The organism is Sphingomonas cellulosilytica (assembly GCF_052321755.1).
Lineage (GTDB): Bacteria > Pseudomonadota > Alphaproteobacteria > Sphingomonadales > Sphingomonadaceae > Sphingomonas.
In genome coordinates, this window is the sequence record NZ_JBQRTT010000002.1 from 426,252 (window position 1) to 444,619 (window position 18,368).

Annotated in this window: 14 protein-coding genes; 9 read left to right on the forward strand and 5 right to left on the reverse strand. The window is 70.1% G+C overall.

What is annotated here, in order from left to right; translation table 11 throughout:
* The first annotated feature begins 46 nt into the window (after positions 1-46).
* The 8 genes from ACTZQ5_RS05315 (at position 47) to treY (ending at position 11,502) form a co-directional block, all read left to right on the forward strand.
* Positions 47-1,129, forward strand: a complete 1,083-nt coding sequence (locus tag ACTZQ5_RS05315) for a rhamnogalacturonan acetylesterase (RefSeq protein WP_443584116.1) — start codon at positions 47-49, stop codon at positions 1,127-1,129.
* A 1-nt stretch (position 1,130) separates the two neighbouring features.
* Positions 1,131-2,093 carry an alpha/beta hydrolase gene (locus ACTZQ5_RS05320; RefSeq protein ID WP_443584117.1) on the forward strand — a complete coding sequence of 321 codons (963 nt, stop codon included), beginning with the start codon at positions 1,131-1,133 and terminating at the stop codon, positions 2,091-2,093.
* Positions 2,094-2,110: 17 nt separating this feature from the next.
* Positions 2,111-2,710 carry a DNA-3-methyladenine glycosylase gene (locus tag ACTZQ5_RS05325; protein WP_443584118.1) on the forward strand — a complete coding sequence of 200 codons (600 nt, stop codon included), beginning with the start codon at positions 2,111-2,113 and terminating at the stop codon, positions 2,708-2,710.
* A gap of 146 nt (positions 2,711-2,856) precedes the next feature.
* Positions 2,857-3,084, forward strand: a complete 228-nt coding sequence (locus ACTZQ5_RS05330) for a hypothetical protein (RefSeq protein WP_443584119.1) — start codon at positions 2,857-2,859, stop codon at positions 3,082-3,084.
* Between the two features lie 106 nt (positions 3,085-3,190).
* Positions 3,191-5,305, forward strand: coding sequence for a glycogen debranching protein GlgX (gene glgX, locus ACTZQ5_RS05335; RefSeq protein WP_443584120.1), 2,115 nt, complete (start codon positions 3,191-3,193; stop codon positions 5,303-5,305).
* Positions 5,302-7,008, forward strand: coding sequence for a malto-oligosyltrehalose trehalohydrolase (gene treZ, locus ACTZQ5_RS05340; RefSeq protein ID WP_443584121.1), 1,707 nt, complete (start codon positions 5,302-5,304; stop codon positions 7,006-7,008). The genes glgX and treZ overlap by 4 nt, the downstream gene beginning before the upstream one ends.
* A gap of 307 nt (positions 7,009-7,315) precedes the next feature.
* Positions 7,316-9,211, forward strand: a complete 1,896-nt coding sequence (gene malQ, locus ACTZQ5_RS05345; RefSeq protein WP_443584122.1) for a 4-alpha-glucanotransferase — start codon at positions 7,316-7,318, stop codon at positions 9,209-9,211.
* Positions 9,208-11,502: a malto-oligosyltrehalose synthase gene (gene treY, locus ACTZQ5_RS05350; protein ID WP_443584123.1), complete on the forward strand. Its 2,295-nt coding sequence runs from the start codon at positions 9,208-9,210 to the stop codon at positions 11,500-11,502. Before malQ ends, treY begins: the two co-directional genes overlap by 4 nt.
* A gap of 169 nt (positions 11,503-11,671) precedes the next feature.
* Here the strand turns inward: treY and ACTZQ5_RS05355 are convergent, their stop codons facing one another.
* Together ACTZQ5_RS05355 and ACTZQ5_RS05360 are read right to left on the reverse strand one after the other, a co-directional pair.
* Positions 11,672-12,736, reverse strand: a complete 1,065-nt coding sequence (locus ACTZQ5_RS05355) for a copper resistance protein B (protein WP_443584124.1) — start codon at positions 12,734-12,736, stop codon at positions 11,672-11,674.
* Positions 12,733-14,493 (reverse strand): copper resistance system multicopper oxidase, encoded by a 1,761-nt coding sequence (locus ACTZQ5_RS05360; RefSeq protein ID WP_443584141.1) that lies wholly within the window; start codon positions 14,491-14,493, stop codon positions 12,733-12,735. Before ACTZQ5_RS05360 ends, ACTZQ5_RS05355 begins: the two co-directional genes overlap by 4 nt.
* Positions 14,494-14,741: 248 nt before the next feature.
* On the opposite strand from ACTZQ5_RS05360, the gene ACTZQ5_RS05365 reads away from it, so the two are divergent.
* Positions 14,742-15,143, forward strand: coding sequence for a hypothetical protein (locus tag ACTZQ5_RS05365; RefSeq protein ID WP_443584125.1), 402 nt, complete (start codon positions 14,742-14,744; stop codon positions 15,141-15,143).
* On the opposite strand, the gene ACTZQ5_RS05370 is transcribed toward ACTZQ5_RS05365, so the two are convergent.
* The 3 genes from ACTZQ5_RS05370 to ACTZQ5_RS05380 form a co-directional block, all read right to left on the reverse strand.
* Positions 15,100-15,294 (reverse strand): hypothetical protein, encoded by a 195-nt coding sequence (locus ACTZQ5_RS05370; RefSeq protein ID WP_443584126.1) that lies wholly within the window; start codon positions 15,292-15,294, stop codon positions 15,100-15,102. The two genes, ACTZQ5_RS05365 and ACTZQ5_RS05370, sit on opposite strands and share 44 nt — an antisense overlap.
* Positions 15,295-15,436: 142 nt before the next feature.
* Positions 15,437-17,809 (reverse strand): glycoside hydrolase family 3 N-terminal domain-containing protein, encoded by a 2,373-nt coding sequence (locus ACTZQ5_RS05375; RefSeq protein ID WP_443584127.1) that lies wholly within the window; start codon positions 17,807-17,809, stop codon positions 15,437-15,439.
* Positions 17,806-18,368 (reverse strand): MFS transporter (locus tag ACTZQ5_RS05380; RefSeq protein WP_443584128.1); only part of this gene is annotated, 563 nt, incomplete at its 5' end. The genes ACTZQ5_RS05375 and ACTZQ5_RS05380, both read right to left, overlap by 4 nt.

The window sequence follows — 18,368 nt, forward strand, 5'->3', positions numbered from 1 at the left end:
GCAGCCGATGGCCGCGCGGAACGGTGGACACCGGAACGCGTCCGGAGTGACGAAGTCCTTCACGTCCCCCGGCGTCTTCTCCGTTCCCGCCACGCCGGGCAATTATCGCGTCACCGTCACGCTCGGGCTGCCGCATGCCGCCACCGTCACCACGATCAAGGCGGAGTCGCGCCGGCTGATGCTCGACGCCGTCGCCGTCCCCGCCGGACGCAGCGTCACCCGCAGCTTCGTCGTCAACGTCCGCGATTCCGCGCTGACGCCGCCGCCGGCCAATGCACCCGGCGGCACCGCAGTGCTGCTCAAGCCGCGGGAGCGGGATTCGCTCAACTGGGACGACCGGCTGAGCCTGGAGATCCTCGGCGAGCATCCCGGCGTGACGCAGATCGCAGTCGAGCCGGTGACGGTGCCGACGCTGTTCCTGCTCGGCGATTCGACCGTCACCGACCAGCCTGCCGAACCCGCGGCGAGTTGGGGGCAGATGCTGCCGGTGTTCTTCAAGCCCGACATCGCGGTCGCCAACCATGCCGAATCGGGCGAGACGCTGAAATCGTTCATGTCCGAGCTGCGCTTCGCCAAGGTGCTCGAATCGGTGAAGGCGGGCGATGTCGCGCTGATCCAGTTCGGCCACAACGATCAGAAGGCGCAGTGGCCGCAAACCTATGCCGCGGCCGAGACGACGTATCGCGACTATCTGCGCGCATGGATCGGAGAGTTCCGCCGCCGCGGGGTCACCCCGATCCTCGTCACCTCGCCCGAGCGGCGGATGTGGAGCGGCGACCGGATCAAGCCGACGCTCGGCGATTATGCCGCCGCGGTGCGCGCGGTCGGCGCCGAAGCGGGCGTGCCGGTGATCGACCTCAACGCCGCCAGCATCGCCTTCTACGAGGCCCTGGGACCGGCTCGCGCGCCGCTCGCCTTCAACGACGGCGGCAAGGACGCGACGCACCACGACAATTACGGCGCCTGGGTGCTGGCGCGGGCGGTGGCGCAGGGGCTCGCCGCCCTGCCCGTCGGTACGCATCTGCGCGGCGACCTGACGCCCTTCGATCCGCACCGGCCGCCCGATCCGGCGCGCCTTCGCCTCGCTGCCAGCATGACGCGCGACGCGACGCGTCCGGACGGGAATTGAGATGACGACACGCCGCACCCTGATCGCCGGCAGCCTTGCCGCGATGCTGCCCCTGCCCGCTACGGCACAAACGCAGCCTTCCGCGGTGGAGCGCTTCCCGCTCTGGCCCAAGGCGCCGCCGGGTGGCGAAGGCCGCAGCATCGCCGACCAATGGGTCAAGCGGTCGCCGACCGGCGGGCCGGACGATATCGCCTGGCCGCACGTCGGGACGCCGATGCTCACCGTGGTCCGGCCGGCCAGGCCCAACGGGGCGGCGGTGCTGATCTGTCCGGGCGGCGGCTATGCACGCGTCGCCGTCGGCCGCACCGGCGGCGGCATCGCCCGCGATTTCGCGGCACGCGGCGTGACCGCGTTCGAGATGCTTTATCGCCTGCCGCACGACGGCTGGGCCGCAGGCCCCGACGTAGCGTTGCAGGATGCGCAGCGCGCGATGCGGGTGATCCGCGCCGGTGCCGGCACCCGCTGGCAGGTCGATCCGGCGCGGGTGGCGGCGACCGGCTTTTCGGCGGGCGGACACGTCGCCGCGCGGCTCGCCGCGCGGGCCGGGACGCCGGTCTACGACGCCGTGGATGCCGCCGATCGGCTGTCGGCGCGCCCGGATGTCGCCGGCCTCTTCTTTCCCGTCATCACCATGTTCGACGACGGCGTCCATGCGCAGTCGCGCCGCGAACTGCTCGGCGATCATGCCGACGATCCGGCCTGGCAGCGTCGCTATGCCGCGCAGATCGACCTGCCCGCCGACATGCCGCCGACCTTCGTCGCCGCCAATGCCGACGATCCGGTGGTGCCGCCGCGCAACGCGGTGCTGATGTGGGAGGCGCTGCACGCCGCCAAGGTGCCGACCGAACTGATGATCTTCGAACGCGGCGGTCATGGCCCGCCCGCGGCGCACAAGGACGGCCGGCCGGTGCCGTGGCAGGACCTGTTCGTCGCCTGGGCGAACGATCACGGCTGGGCGGGATAGCGGCGCGCGGTGGGGCGTTGAGCGTCACGCTTATGCTGCCGCCCTCGTCCTTCGCCCCCTCATTCTTCGCCCCCTCATTCTTCGATCGCGACGTGGCGACGGTGGCGCGCGACCTGATCGGCGTCACCCTGCTGGTCGACGGCGTCGGCGGCACGATCGTCGAGACGGAGGCCTATGACCCGGCCGATCCCGCCTCGCACAGCGCGCGCGGGCCGACGCCGCGCAATGCGGCGATGTTCGGGCCGGCCGGACACGCCTACGTCTATCGCAGCTACGGCATCCACTGGTGCCTCAACCTGGTCTGCCGACCGGGCAGCGCGGTGCTGATCCGGGCGCTGGAACCGACGCACGGGCTGGACGCGATGATCGGCCGCCGCGGACTGGCCGATCCGCGCCTGCTGTGCGCCGGGCCGGGGCGGCTGTGCCAGGCGCTCGGCGTGGATATCGCACTGGACGGAGCGCCGCTCGCTCGGCCGCCGTTTCGTCTGGAGGGCGCCCCTACCCCGCTGCCGATCCACGCGGGGCCGCGGATCGGCATCACCCGCGCAATCGACACGCCATGGCGGTTCTGCCTGATCGGGTCGCGCTTCCTCAGCAAGCCGGCGCGGAATGGCTGACGATCGGCGCCAAACGCCAACTTCTGGCGCATCATCACGGGTGTGGAACGACTAAGTCCCTGATTTCCCTCATGCGAGGTGTTTGGCATGCATAATGCACTGCTACACGTGCAGCCAAGACGGGCTGCTCGCCAGGGAGAACGTCCATGCTCATCACCATCGCCGCCGCCATCCTCTCGACCGCCACGCCGACCGCCAGCGAGACGCCCGCCCCCGCTCCCGCTCCCGCGGCCACGGCACAGGCCAGCCGGGTCAGCCGCAACCCGCGCGTCTGCATCGTCGACGACGTCACCGGCTCGCGCATCCCGCTGCGCGTCTGCAAGCGCCTGAACGACTGGCGCGCCGACGGCGTGGATCCGCTGCCCAAGCGCTGACCCTCGACCGCACCGGCCGCGCCGGACCTTTTGTCCGGCGCGGGTCGGGACCTTCCATGCTGCACCCGCGTTACACGGCCTCAACGATCCAATGGGGGCCATCCGCTTGCACACCTTGCCCGACCGGCTCGAGCCGGGCTCGCCCTATCCGCTCGGCGCGACGTTCGATGGACTGGGCGTCAATTTCGCGGTCTATTCCGCCAATGCCGACCGCATCGAGCTGTGCCTGTTCGACCCGTCCGGCAAGCGCGAGATGCAGCGCATCACCCTGCCCGAATGCACCGACGAGGTGTGGCACGGCTATCTGCCCGATGCCGCGCCGGGGCTGCTCTACGGCTATCGCGCGCACGGCCGCTACGAGCCCGAGAACGGCCACCGCTTCAATCCCAACAAGCTGCTGCTCGACCCCTATGCGAGGCGGCTCGCCGGCCAGATCAAGTGGACCGACGCGCTGCACGGCTACAAGGTCGGCCACGCACGCGAAGACCTGAGCTTCGACAAGCGCGACAGCGCGCCGGCGATGCCCAAGGCGGTGGTGGTCGACGACCATTGGGACTGGTCGCGCGATACCAAACCCAACACGCCCTGGTCGGAAACCGTCATCTACGAGGCGCACGTCAAGGGGCTGACCAAGCTGATGGAGCTGGTGCCGCCGCGGGAGCGGGGCACGTATGCGGGCCTCGGCCATCCGGCGGTGATCGCGCATCTCAAGCGGATCGGCGTCACCGCGCTGGAACTGCTGCCGATCCAGAGCTTCACGCAGGACCGGTTCCTGCAGGAAAAGGGGCTGAAGAATTATTGGGGCTACAACACGCTCGGCTTCTTCGCGCCCGAACAGGCCTATATGTCCTCCGACAGCCAGGACGAACTGCGCCGCGCCGTCCACCGCCTGCACAAGGCGGGGATCGAGGTGATCCTGGACGTCGTCTACAATCACACCTGCGAGGGTAGCGAAAAGGGGCCGACGCTATCGTGGCGCGGGCTCGACAATGCGAGCTACTACCGGTTGGTCAAGGATAGCCCGCGCTATTCGATCAACGACACCGGCACCGGCAATACGCTGAACCTCAGCAAGGCGCGGGTCATCCAGATGGTGACCGATTCGCTGCGCTATTGGGCGACCAGCTTCGGCATCGACGGCTTCCGCTTCGACCTCGGCCTGACGCTGGGGCGCGAGGAGACGGGGTTCGATCCCGGCGCGGCCTTCTTCGACGTGGTGCGGCAGGATCCGGTGCTCGGCCGCCTCAAGCTGATGGCGGAGCCGTGGGACGTGGGGCCGGGCGGCTACCAGCTCGGCAACTTCCCGCCGGGCTTCGCCGAATGGAACGACAAGTACCGCGACACCGTGCGCCAGTTCTGGCGCGGCGATGCCGGGCAGCGCGCCGACCTTGCCGCACGCCTGTCGGGATCGGGCGACCTGTTCGACCGGCGCGCGCGGCGGCCGTGGGCGAGCATCAACCTGCTGTCGGCACACGATGGCTTCACCCTCGCCGATACCGTCGCCTACGAGGAGCGGCACAACGAGGCGAACGGCGAGGACAATCGCGACGGCCACGACAACAACCATTCGCGCAACTGGGGCCATGAGGGGCCGACCGACGATCCCGCGATCAACGATGCGCGCGGGCGGGTGCAACGTTCCATGCTGACGACGTTGCTCGCCTCGCTCGGCACGCCGATGCTGGTGGCGGGCGACGAGTTCGGCCGCACGCAGGGCGGCAACAACAACGCGTATTGCCAGGACAATGCGATCAGCTGGCTCGACTGGGAGGCCGCGGCCAGCCCGGAGGGGCAGCGCCAGATCGATTACGTCGCGCGGCTCACCGACCTGCGCCGCCGCTATCCGGTGCTGCGCGCCGCGACCTTCCTCTACGGCCAGGATTCGCCGGGCCAGGGCATCAACGACATCGAATGGTGGGACGAGCGCGGTCAGCAGCTGTCGCCCGAGGACTGGCAGAACCCGGAAGGCCGCGCGCTGATGATGCGCCGCGCCAGCCGCAACGCCGCGGGCGAAGTGGAGGCGGTGTCGCTGCTGCTCAACGGATCGCCGGATCCGGTGACCTTCCACCTGCCGCCGCCGCATGCCGGCCGGACGGTGCTGATCGACAGCGCCAAGCCCGAACAGGGCGAGATCGGCATCGAGGACAGCTATGAGGTGTCGCCGCAGGGCGCGGTGCTGGTGACGTGGACCGTGGATGCCACGGAGGATGCGGCGGCATGACGCAGGCCTGGGGCGCTCGCCTGCTGGACGACGGACGCACGCGGTTCGCGCTCTGGGCGCCCGATCGCGACGCGGTGCTGCTGGAGATCGACGGCGCCGCGCCGCAGCCGATGACGGCTGCGGACGAGGGCTGGTTCGTCCTCGCCACCGACGCGCCGGCCGGTACGCGCTACCGCTTCCGCATCGGCGACCTCGCCGTCCCCGACCCTGCGTCGCGTGCGCAATCGGGCGGCGTACATGGCTGGAGCCTGGTGATCGACCCCGCCTATCCATGGACGACCGACGACTGGCGTGGCCGGCCCTGGGAGGAGACGGTGCTGGTCGAACTCCATGCCGGTCTGTGCGGCGGGTTCCGCGGGGTCATCGACCAACTGGCGAGCCTCGCCGCGCTCGGTGTGACCGCCATCGAGCTGATGCCGGTCAATGCCTTCGGCGGCACGCGCAACTGGGGGTATGACGGCGTCCTCCCCTATGCGCCGGCGGAGGCCTATGGCTCGCCCGCCGACCTCAAGGCGCTGGTCGATGCCGCGCACGGCTTCGGCGTGTCGGTGTTCCTCGATGTCGTCTACAACCACTTCGGCCCCGACGGGAATTACCTCGGCGCCTATGCCGCGGGCTTCTTCGATGCCGAGGTGCATACCCCCTGGGGCGGCGCGGTCGCGGTGGAGCGCCCGGCCGTGCAGCGCTTCTTCGTCGACAATGCGCTGATGTGGCTCGACGAGTATCGCATCGACGGCCTGCGCTTCGACGCGGTGCACGCCATCGCCAACCCCGATTTCCTCGACACGATGGCCGCGGAGATCCGCGAGCGCCTGCCCGATCGCCACGTTCACCTCGTCCTCGAAAACGAGGAGAACGACGCGGAGCGCCTGCGAGCGGACAGAGACGAGGGCGGCTATGACGCGCAGTGGAACGACGATTTCCACAACGTGCTGCACGTCCTGCTGACCGGCGAAACCAGCGCCTATTACGGCGACTTCGCCGAACGTCCCGCCGAGCGGCTGGCGCGCTGCCTGGCGGAAGGCTTCATCTATCAGGGCGAGGGCTCGCCCAACCACGACGGCAAGCCACGCGGCAAGCCGAGCGGCCACCTGCCGCCGACGCGCTTCGTGTCCTTCCTCCAGAATCACGACCAGATCGGCAATCGGGCACTGGGCGAGCGGCTGACCCAATTGACCGATCGCGAGTCGCTGCGCGCGGCGACGGCGCTGCTGCTGCTCTGCCCGCAGATCCCGCTGCTGTTCATGGGCGACGTCGACGGCAGCGAGACGCCGTTCCTGTTCTTCACCGATTTCCACGACGCACTCGCCGACGCGGTGCGCGAGGGCCGGCGCAAGGAATTCGCCAAGTTCGACGCCTTCGCCGATCCGGCGGCGCGCGAACGCATCCCCGATCCCAACGCACTGGCGACCTTCGAAGCGAGCCGCCCGCAGCCCGGCCCCGATGCGGCGGCGTGGCGTGCGCTGTATCGCGACCTGATCGCGTTGCGGCAGACGGCGATCGTGCCGCATCTTGCGGGCGCCACGGCACTCGGCGCGGAGGCGACCGGCGACGCGGCGGTTACCGCGCGTTGGCGGCTTGGCGATGGCAGCGTTTTGACGATCGCGATCGATCTCGGTGCGGAACCTGCCGCATTGCCCACGTTTGATGGCGAGGTGCTGCACACCGAGGGCGAGCGCTTCCGGGCATGGCTGGGACGATGATGGTCGCGCGGAGGCGCGCAGGACGCGGCGATGCCGTACCCGCTGCCGGCGGCGGTGCCTGTCTCCGTCGCAGGATAGAGGTTCACGCGAAGACGCGAAGACGCGAAGATGTCGTCCTTCGCGTCTTCGCGGCTTCGCGCGAACCTCTCGGCTCCCACGTCGGCGACGTACACGACGCCGCTCGCGTTCGCCCTGAGCCTGTCGAAGGGCGGCTCTCCACGAGTGATGCGCTCGCGGCAGCGTGCCCTTCGACAGGCTCGGGGCGAACGGATGGGTTGGGGTGCACTGGCGCGCAGGTGCCTGCCGCATGAGTGATCTCGCACGCGATGCAGCAGCGGCAGGACTGCAGGCCGAGTGGGAGGACGCCGACGGCAAGCGGCATCGCGTCGCCGACGCGGTGCTGCGGGCGATCCTCGATACGCTGGATACGCGTACCGGCGGGCAGGCGTTCGTCACCGCCGATGTCGGCATGGCGATCCCGACCGGCGCGGCGGCGGGCGCAGCCGAACTGGTGCTGGAGGACGGCACCCGCCGCGCGGTGACGATCGCCGCGGATGGATCGATTCCCGCCATCGCCATGCCCGGCTATCACCGGCTGGACACCGGCGGCGCCACCATCGCCCTCGCCATCGCGCCCGCGCGCTGCGTCGCACCGCCGGCGGGGCATTGCTGGGGGCCGGCGGTCCAGATCCCGGCCCTGCGCGGCGCGACGCCCGGCCCCTATGGCGATCTCGGCACGCTGGCCGAGGCGGTGCGTGCCTTTGCCGCGGCGGGGGCCGATGCGCTGGCCATCAGCCCCACGCACGCCTTGTTCCCCGACGATCCCACGCGGTTCAGCCCGTATGCGCCGTCGAGCCGGCTGTTCCATCATGCGCTGCTCGCCGACCCGGCGCGGGCCGGGATCACGCAGCCGCAAGCGGACGGCGGGGCGCTGATCGACTGGCAACAGGCGCTGCCCGCCCGCCTCGCCGCGTTGCGTGCCGCCTTCGATTCCGCGCCCGACACGCTGCGTCGGCGCTTCGAGGCGGCGCGCGCGGAGCGGCCCGATTGGGAGGAGCATGCCCGCTACGATGCGCTCCACGCGCATTTCGGCGTATCGGGATGGCAGGACTGGCCCGCCGCCTTCCACGACCCCGCCGCTCCCGCGGTCGAGCGCTTCGTCGCCGATCGTGCGACGGAGGTCGCCTTCTACGCCTTCCTGCAATGGCTGGCCGAGGATAGCCTTGCCGCCGCGCACACCGCGGCGCGCGATGCAGGCATGCGGATCGGGCTGATCGCCGACCTCGCCGTCGGCATGGATGCGGGCGGCAGCCATGCGTGGAGCCGGCGCGGCGACCTGCTCACCGGCCTGTCGATCGGTGCGCCGCCCGACCCCTTGGGGCCATTGGGCCAGAATTGGGGGATCACCGCGCTGTCACCCTTCGCACTGCGCCGCACCGGATTCGACGCCTTTATCCGCACGGTGCGGGCCAGCCTGTGCCATGCCGGCGGCCTCCGCATCGATCACGCGCTGGGCCTCAAGCGGCTGTGGGTGATCCCCGAAGGCGGCAAGGCCAGCGACGGCGCCTATCTGTCGATGCCGTTCGACGACCTGCTCCGCATCCTCGCGCTCGAATCGCACCGTGCCGGCGCGATCGTGATCGGCGAGGACCTCGGCACCGTGCCGCCCGGTTTCCGCGACACGATGGCGGCAAAGGGCATGCTGGGCATGCGCGTGCTGCCGTTCGAGCGCGACGAGGCGGGCTTCACGCCGGCGCGCGAGTGGGACGCGCAGGCGGTGGCGATGACCGGGACGCACGACACCGCCACGCTCGCCGGCTGGTGGACGGGGCGCGACATTACCTGGAACCACAAGCTGAAGCGCAGCAGCGGCGACGAACCCGCCGAGCGCCTGCGCCGCATCGGCGAGAAGAAGGCGCTGTGGACCGCATGCGAGGCCGCGGTCGCCGCCACCGGCCCGCTGCCCAATGACGCCGCCCCGGCGATCGATGCCGCACTCCGCTTCGTCGCGCAGGCGCCCTGCCCGCTCACCATCGTGCCGCTGGAGGATCTGGTCGGGCTGGAGGAACAGCCCAACCTGCCCGGCACCACCGACGAACATCCCAACTGGCGCCGCCGCATGCCCGACACCACCGTGGGCCTGCTCACCCGGCCCGAGGTCGCACGCCGCACCGCCATCCTCTCCACGGAAAGCCCCGCATGATCCCGCGCGCCACCTACCGGATGCAGTTCCACAAGGGCTTCACCTTCGCCGATGCCGAGGCGCTGGTGCCCTACCTCGACCGATTGGGGATCAGCCACCTCTACGCCTCGCCGATCACCGTCGCGGCGGCGGGATCGATGCACGGTTATGACGTGATCGATCCGACGCGGATCAACCCCGAACTGGGCGGCGAGGACGGCTTCCGCAGCCTCGTCGCCGCATTACAGGCGCGCGGGCTGGGCGTCGTCATCGATATCGTCCCCAACCACATGGGCGTCGCCGGCGGCGGCAACGCCTGGTGGAACGACGTGCTCGCGCAGGGACGAGCGAGCGAGCATGCGCGCGTGTTCGATATCGACTGGAGCCGGCCGATCCTGCTCCCCGTGCTGGGCGACACGCTGGCGGCGACGCTCGCCAATGGCGACATAACGGTCGAGGGCGACCAGATCGTCGCCTATGGCGAACACCGCTTCCCGATCCGACTGGAGGATCGCGGGGCTACCGACGATCTGGCGGCGCTGCTCGACCGGCAGCATTATCGCCTCGCCAGCTGGCGCGTCGCCAACGACCTGCTCAACTGGCGCCGTTTCTTCACCGTCAACGATCTCGCCGGGGTGCGGATCGAGGATCCGGCGGTGTTCGAGGCGACGCATGCGCTGTATTTCCGGCTGTACGACGAAGGATTGATCCAGGGCGTCCGCATCGACCACGTCGACGGCCTGACCGACCCGATCGGCTATTGCCGGCGGTTGCGCGAACGGCTCGGTCCCGACGCGTGGATCGTCATCGAGAAGATCCTGGGCGCCGGCGAAGGCCAGCCGGTCGGCTGGGGTGTCGACGGCACCAGCGGCTACGACTTCATGGAACAGGTGGCGACGCTGATCCACGATCCGCTCGGCGCGCTGCCGCTGGAGGAGCTGTGGCAGGACGTCAGCGGCCGCTACCAGAGTTTCGAGACGGAGGAATTCGAGGCGCGGCAGGACCTGCTGGCGTGGCAGTTCGCCGGCCAGCTCGACGGCTGCGTCGCCGCATTCGTGGCGCTCAACACGGATGAGGCGGTGACGCCGGCGATGCTGCGCCGCGCGATCGAGCGGCTGCTGTGGGTGTTCCCCGTCTATCGCACCTATGGCACCGGCGATGCCGCCCCTGCGCAGGATGCGGCGATCCGCGGCAGCGTGCGTGAGCGCGTCGCCTGGCTGGTGCCGCCGGGCGAGGCGCATGTCGTCGACCGCATCCTCGCCTGGCTCGCCGGCGAAGGACCGGGCGATGCCGCCGACGCCGTGCGCCGTTTCCAGCAGCTGTCCGCACCGATCGCGGCCAAGGCGGTGGAGGACACCGCCTTCTACCGCTCCGGCCGGCTGCTGTCGCGCAACGACGTCGGCTTCGACGCGACGATCCTCGGCCTGCCGGTCGACGATTTCCACCGGCTGATGGTCGAGCGTGCGCGCGACGTGCCGCATGCGATGCTGACCACCGCCACCCACGACCACAAGCGCGGCGAGGACGTGCGCGCCCGGCTCGCGGCGATCAGCACGATGCCGGAGGCGTGGGCTGCGCGCGTCGAGGCGTGGGACGCACTGTCCTGGGGCTGGGGCCATGATGTCGATGGCGGCGACCGCTACATGCTGCTCCAGACGATCGTCGGCGCCTGGCCGGAAAGCGGCGTCACCCCCGACTTCGTCGAGCGGGTGAAGGCGTGGCAGCAGAAGGCGCTGCGCGAGGCGAAGCTGCGCTCGTCATGGGAGGCGCCGGACGAGGATTACGAGCAGGCGGCGGCTGCGCTGGCCGAAGCCTGGCTCGGCGATGCGCGGTTCGTGGCTGAGGTCGGCGCCTTCGTCGCGGACCTCGCGCCGGTGGCAGCGGCGAACACGCTGGTGCAGACGGCGCTGCGCTATACGCTGCCGGGCGTGCCGGACCTGTATCAGGGCACGGAGTTCGCCGACCTGACGCTGGTCGATCCGGACAACCGCCGCGCCGTCGACTACCCCGCGCGCGAAGCGGCGCTGGGCAGCGACACGGCGCCCGCCAAGTTCCGCCTGATCGCCGACCTGCTGGCGCTGCGCCGCGCCGATCCGGCGCTGTTCGCCGATGGCGACTATGCGCCCGCCGGCGTCGAGGGCAGCGACCGCATCCTCGCCTTCACCCGCAGCGCGGGCGACCGCCGCCTGCGCGTCGCGGTGCTGATCCGCGGGACGGACGTGCCGGACGCGACGATCCGCTTCGCCGATGCACCTGTGGCGAGCGCGCCGTCGATCTTCGCTGCCGGACCGGTGTGGTACGAGGTCGCTTAGCTTATTGAATGCATGGTTCACGCGGAGGCGCGGAGGCGCGGAGATGTCTCGCACGCGGCAGCGCTATTCGATCAACAAGCGGCCGTAGACGGAGGGCTGCATGCGCGGCAGACGCGACGCCTCCGCGCCTCCGCGCCTCCGCGTGAGCTCGCTGACGACCCGGCCGCGGTCAGAACCAGCCGCGGATACCGAGCGCCAGCGCCGGCCCGCCCGTGTCCTGCCCCTGAGCGCGCGCCATGCGTGCGGTGTCGCCCAGCCGCCGCTCCCACGTCACCGCGACGTAGGGCGCGAATTCACGCCGGATCTCGTAGCGCAGGCGCAGGCCCAGGTCGGCGGAGGTAAGGCCGCTGCCGAGGCCGGTCGCCCGCACCCGCTGCGCCGACAGGTTGAGTTCGGCGCGCGGTTGCAGGATCAGCCGCTGGGTGAGCCGCTGGTCGTAATAGCCCTCCAGCCGCGCCGACACCTCGCCATGCGTGGAGACGAAGGCGGCAGCCTCCACCTCGAACCAATAGGGTGCGAGGCCGGCGATGCCGACCGTCGCATAGGTGCGTGCCGGAGTCGGCCGGATATCCCGCCGGACGCCGCCTTGCAGATTGAAGTACGGCCCGATCGCATGGCTGTAGAGCGCCCGCACCTCCGCCGATCCGAGCGCGCCGCGGACGTCGCCTTCGCCCTCGCTCTTCACCACCAGCCGGTCGATATCGCCGCCCAGCCACGCCTCGCCGTCCCAGCGATAGCCGTCTCGCCCGTCGCGCACGGCATATTCGGCGATGTTGACCATCACCTGCGCGAAGCGGCGCCCGCCGCCGTCACGCCCCATCATGATCGCACGGCCCCGCGCCATCGCCGCGGGATCCCAGAAACGATCGGCCATATGCGGCTCCGGCACGGGCGGCGACGGTGCATCGCCCGGCGGCAGATCGGTGCCGAGCGCCTCGGCCGGCGGTGGCGCGGCGTCGCCATGCCCCATCGCGGCGTGATCCATGGCGTTATGGTTCATGTGCGAATGGTTCATGGTCGAATGGTCCATCGCGCCGTGATCCATCGCCGGGGCGACTTTGGCAGCCGGTCGGGCCGGCGCCGTGCGTGAGGGCGCAGCCTTGCGTCGGGGCTTCGCCGCCGGCCGCGGTTTCGCCTGTGGCTTGGCGGCGGGCATCGGCATCGTCATGCCCGGCATGCCATGCATCGCGTGATCCTGCCCGGCGAGCAGCAGCAGTGCGGCAAGTGCGATCATGCCGCATCCCCGGCGGGCCGCACGCTCACCACCCGCATCATGCCCGCCAGCATGTGATAGAGCATGTGGCAGTGGAACGCCCAATCGCCGACCGCATCGGCGGTGAGGTCGAAGCTGACCGTGCCGCCCGGCTGGACGATGACGGTATGCTTGCGCGGCGCATAGGCGCCATGGCCGGTCACCAGTTCGAAGAAATGGCCGTGCAGGTGGATGGGATGCGCCATCATCGTGTCGTTGACCAGGCGCACGCGCACCCGCTCGCCCTCGGTAAAGGCGAACGGCACGTGCGTGTCGGACATCTTGGCCCCGTCGAACGACCACATGAACCGTTCCATGTTGCCGGTCAGGTGGACGTCGATCTGGCGGCCGGGCGCCCGCACGTCGGGATTGCGGGTGCGCGCGACGAGGTCGCGATAGGTCAGCACGCGGTGGCCGACATCCTCCAGCCCCTGCCCCGGATAGCCGGTCCGATCGATCGGCATGGGAGAGATCGTCTGCACGCCCGGCCCCTTGCGCACGCCCGGCGCCTTGGAAAAGTCGCGCATCGCCATCGCGCCATGATCCATGCCGGGCATGTCGTGGCCCATCGCGGCGTGGTCCATCGCGCCGTGATCCATGCCGGCCATGCCCCCGCTCATGCCCGCGCCCATGCCCATGTCGGTCATCGTCGCGAGCGGGCGCGGGCGCAGCGGCGGCACCGCGGCCGCCATGCCCCTCTGCGGTGCCAGCGTCGCGCGCGCCATGCCGGATCGGTCGACGCTCTCGCCGACCAGCGTATAGCCGCGCGCCTGCTGGGGCGTAACGACGACGTCATAGGTTTCCGCGACGCCGATCTGGAATTCGTCCACCGTCACCGGCTTCACCGGCAGCCCGTCCGCCGCGACGATCGTCATCGTCAGGCCCGGGATCCGCACGTTGAAGGTCGTCATCGCCGAGGCGTTGACGACGCGCAGCCGCACCCGCTCGCCCGGCGCGAACAGCGCGGTCCAATTGTCCTTCGGCCCATGGCCGTTGACGAGATAGCTGTAGGTCGCGGCCGTGCCGTCGGCGATATCCGCCGGGTCCATCCGCATCGCGCCCCAGTGCAGCCGTTCGCCGAGCCGCTGGTCGCGTCCGGCGAGGAGCCCGGCCAGCGTCTGCCGCTGGAAGTTGTAATAGCCCGGCTGCAGCTTCATCCGGCGGAAGATCGCCTCCGCGCTCTCGCTGCTGTGATCGGACAGAATGACGACATGCTCGCGATCGGCCCGGTCGGGATCGCCGGCCGCAGGGTCGATCACGATCGGGCCGTACAGCCCCTCCTGCTCCTGCCCGCCCGAATGGCTGTGGTACCAATAGGTGCCGCTCTGCGCGACGCGGAAACGGTATTCGAACGTCTCGCCGGCGCGGATGCCGGGAAAGGACACCCCCGGCACGCCGTCATATTGGAAGGGCACGAGCAGGCCATGCCAGTGCAGCGATGTGTCGGTGTCGAGACCGTTGACGACGCGGATGCGTACGTCCTGCCCTTCGCGCAGACGGATGAGCGGCCCCGGTGCCGAACCGTTGATCCCGATCGCCCGCGTGCGCTTGCCGTCGACCTGCATGGTGGTGCGCGCGATATGGAGCGTGATGGCGTCGCCCGATACGATCGGGAGGTCGCGCGGCAGGCCGGGCGACACGCCCTGCGCCCACGCCGGCGCGCGCAGCGCCAGCGCCGCGCCCCCGCCGGCACGCGCCGCCGCGCGCAGCAATCCGCGCCGGTCGATCGTCGGCGCCACTGTGTCGATCATCGTCGCTCCATCCGTTCGCGCCCCGCGATACGATCCCTGCGGAAGCCGCTACCCGCAACAGCCGCCGCCGCGCAAACATCGATCAATTTTTCGGCGGCTGTCATGGATCGGAAATTTCGCCAAGCCGTTGGCAAACATCGCTATTGTTGGTTAGATTGATCGAGGGCAAGACCGGGCCGACGGCCAGAATCACGAGTGAAAGCCGGCATCAGGGGCCGGCAAACAGGGGAGAGACCATGGCAGACGAACGCGTGGTGGACTTCTGGGCGAAGTCGATGGTGACGCGATCTCCGGCGATGTTGCAGCAATTGCGCGACGCCGCACGGGGCGCGATCGCCGCGCGGCAGGCGCTACGCGGCACGATGCCGGGCGATTTCGTGCACTGCCCCTCGCTCGACATCCTGTTCGCGCTGTTCGTCGCGGAGGCACAGACGCTATCCTATGGTGCGCTGGTAGAGGCGGTGCCGATCGCCGCCGCCGTGACGCGCCGCTGGATCGACGTCTTCGTCCAGCGCGATCTGATGGAGGTGCGCGGCGGTGACGTCGTGCTGACCGACGCCGGTTTCCGCATGATGGCCGAATCGTGTCAGGCGCTTATTGAGTCGCAGACGAGCGCCAGCTGGTTCCGCCCGAACTGAGCGGGGCATCGCCGACCCGGCGGGCGAGCGTATCCAGCGCCTGCTCCAGCTCGGCGGCGGCCAGTGTCTCGTCGGCGCTCACCACCAGGTCGAGCGCGAGCGCGACGAGCCGGTGCGCCTCCAGGAGCCGGGCCGCATTGTCGAAATTCATGCCCACGGCCGTACTCCGTTACCGATACGCTGGTCGGCGCGCTCCCTGCCACCGGAGGGGGAGCCACGTCAAACCGGAACGCGGCGAAGCGCATGCCAGCGGCTTCGACCGGATGCGCGCAGCCGGACCTGCCGCCCGACCGTCAGACGATCTCCAGCGCCACCGTCTGCAAGTCCACCGAATTGGGACCGACGGAAATGTCGAACATGCCCGGCTCCACCACTTCGCGCATGGCGAGGTCGAGGAACCGGAACGCCTCCGGTCCCAACGTGAACCGGACGGTACGCGTCTCGCCGGGTGCCAGCGTGACGCGCTCGAACCCCTTCAATTCGCGTAACGGGCGGGTGACGCTGGCGACGCGGTCATGAACGTACAGCTGCACCACCTCATCCCCCGCCACCGCGCCCGTGTTGGTCGCCTCCGTCTCGACGATGACCGTACCGGCGCTGCCGATCCGGGTGCTGGACAGACGCGGCGTGGCGATGGTGAAGCGCGTGTAGGATAGGCCGTGGCCGAACGGGAACAGCGGCGCCGTTTCCGCGAACAGATAGCCGCGGCCGGTCGACGGCTTGGCGTTATAGTAGAGCGGCACCTGCCCCACGTCGCGCACCACCGTCACCGGCAGCTTGGCACCGGGATTGACGCGGCCGAACAGCGCCTCGGCGATGGCGGTGCCGCCCTCCTGCCCCGCATACCAGCATTCCAGTACCGCATTCGCGCCCGCTATGACGCGCGGCCAGCTCGGCGGGCGACCGTTGATCGCCGTGACCACCACCGGCTTGCCGAGCGCCTTCAGCGCCAGGAACAGCTCGGTCTGTTCACCGACCAGGTCGAGCTCGGTACGGTCGCCGAGGTGCGTCCTGGCGAAGCCTTCGCGGCTGGTCTGTTCGGTGTCACCGATCGCGAGCACGATCGCATCGGCAGTGCGGGCGAGCGCCACCGCCTCGGCGATCAGCGCGCGGTTGCGTGCCGGATCGACCAAGATGACGGCATCGTCGGACCGATCCTCTGCCTGGGTGATGAAGACGCCTTGCGCATGCACGATCTCCGCATCGCGCCCTGCCACCGCGCGGATGCCGTCGAGCAACGTCACCGCATGCGCTGGCGGCGCCGAATAGCCGCCCAGCCGTGCGACCGCGGCATTGGGGCCGATCACCGCGATCCTGCCCTGCGGCTTCAGCGGCAGCGTGCCGTCGTTGGTGAGCAGGCACAGCGACTTGCGCGCCGCCTCCAGCGCCAGCGCGCGCGCTGCGGCATCGCCGGTGATCCGCTCGGCATAGCCGCGATCCACCGCCGGCGCCTCGAACAGGCCGGCGCGAAACTTCAGCGTCAGGATGCGTGCACAGGCACGGTCCACCGCCTCTTGCGCGACGGTGCCGGCGCGCACCTGATCGGCAAGCGTCCGATAGGCGATGCCGTCGGGCAGGTTCGAATCGACGCCCGCGGCCAGCGCCTCGCGCGCTGCGGCCTTAAGGTCGGCGGCGACATGATGGATCTTTTCGAGTTCCTCGATCGCGCCATAGTCGCTGACGATGACGCCGTCGAAGCCCCATTCGCCGCGCAGCACGTCGCCCAGCAGCCAGCGATTGGCATGGCTGGGGACGCCGTCGATCTCGTTGTAGGACGGCATCACCGCGGCGATCGGCGTCCGCTCCACGACCGCGCGGAACGGCGGGAAGAAGCTTTCGCGCAGCTCGCGTTCGGCGATCGGGGCGGGCGCGATGTTGTTGCCCGCCTGCGGCTGGCCGTGGCCGGTCATGTGCTTCAGCGTCGCATAGACCTTGTCGGGTTGCAGCACATGGCTCTCCCCCTGCAGGCCGTGCACCGCGGCGACGCCCATCTCGCCGCACAGATACGGATCCTCGCCGAATGTTTCCTCGATGCGTCCCCAGCGCGGATCGCGGGCGATATCGACCACCGGGGACAGCGCCAATACGCTGCCGTGCGCGCGCACCTCGCGCCCGATCACCGACTGCACCCGTCGCATCAGGTCGCGGTCGAAGCTGCCCGCCATGGCGATCGCCTGCGGGAACATGGTGGCGCCGGGCGCCATATAGCCGTGCAGCGATTCCTCGTGGAACAGCACGGGGATGCCCAGCCGCGTCCGCTCGCGCGCCCACCGCTGCACCGCATTGACGAAGGCGATGGTCGATGCGGTGCCGCGCCAGCGCGCGCCGTTGCCGCCGGCGACCTCCGCCACCTGCGGTCCGCCACGCCGGTCGGACGGGCGGGTAATTTGCCCGAACCCGTCCGGATACGCCGCACTCGCCCTCGCAGGATCGAATGCCAGCCCGCCAGCTGCCATAACCTGTGCTTTGTCGCCCCACAGGGCGATCAGCTGCGCGACCTTTTCCTCCAGCGTCATCCGCCCAAGCAGGTCGGCGACACGCAGGTCGACCGGCGCCCGCGCGTCCTTGTAGAGCGGCGCAGGATTGCGCGCCGCCGCGGGCAGGAAGGCGAGCAGCGACGCGCCGCCGCCCCAGCGTAGCAGATCCCGGCGGGTGGTTGCCTTCATCCGGCCATATCCTCCAGTTCGCGACCGCGGGTTTCGTTGACCATGGCGCGGACGAAGAGGAAGGAGATGGCGGCGAAGGCGGCATAGCCGAAGTAGGTGACGGCGAGCCCCGGCGAGACGGCGAGCGCGGGGAAGCTGACCGAGATGGCGGCATTGGCGATCCACTGCGCAAAGCCCGACACGGCAAGGCCCGAGCCGCGGATCTGGTTGGGGAACATCTCGCCCAGCATCACCCACATCACCGGGCCCCAGCTGGCGTTGAAGAAGATCACGTACAGATTGGCCGCGACCAGCGCGACGAGGCCGTTGTGCCCGGGCAGGCTCACCGCCCCGCCCGGCGCGGTGACCGCGGTCGAGAACGCCCAGGCGACCACCGCCAGCGTCACCGCCATGCCGGCCGATCCGACCAGCAGCAGCGGCTTTCGGCCGATCCGGTCGACGGTGGCGATGGTGAACAGGCAGGCGCCGATCGACAGCACGCCCGACAGGATGTTGATCTGGAGCGCGTTGTCCTCGGTGAAGCCGACCGCCTCCCACAGCACCGCGCCATAATAGAAGA

What these genes read in the sequence shown, in the direction of transcription:
- ACTZQ5_RS05355 (WP_443584124.1), bottom strand. Translation starts at nt 12,736, where the DNA reads ATGATCGCACTTGCCGCACTGCTGCTGCTCGCCGGGCAGGATCACGCG.
- ACTZQ5_RS05320 (WP_443584117.1), top strand. Translation starts at nt 1,131, where the DNA reads ATGACGACACGCCGCACCCTGATCGCCGGCAGCCTTGCCGCGATGCTG.
- ACTZQ5_RS05330 (WP_443584119.1), top strand. Translation starts at nt 2,857, where the DNA reads ATGCTCATCACCATCGCCGCCGCCATCCTCTCGACCGCCACGCCGACC.
- malQ (WP_443584122.1), top strand. Translation starts at nt 7,316, where the DNA reads ATGAGTGATCTCGCACGCGATGCAGCAGCGGCAGGACTGCAGGCCGAG.
- treZ (WP_443584121.1), top strand. Translation starts at nt 5,302, where the DNA reads ATGACGCAGGCCTGGGGCGCTCGCCTGCTGGACGACGGACGCACGCGG.
- ACTZQ5_RS05370 (WP_443584126.1), bottom strand. Translation starts at nt 15,294, where the DNA reads ATGAATTTCGACAATGCGGCCCGGCTCCTGGAGGCGCACCGGCTCGTC.
- ACTZQ5_RS05365 (WP_443584125.1), top strand. Translation starts at nt 14,742, where the DNA reads ATGGCAGACGAACGCGTGGTGGACTTCTGGGCGAAGTCGATGGTGACG.
- ACTZQ5_RS05375 (WP_443584127.1), bottom strand. Translation starts at nt 17,809, where the DNA reads ATGAAGGCAACCACCCGCCGGGATCTGCTACGCTGGGGCGGCGGCGCG.
- treY (WP_443584123.1), top strand. Translation starts at nt 9,208, where the DNA reads ATGATCCCGCGCGCCACCTACCGGATGCAGTTCCACAAGGGCTTCACC.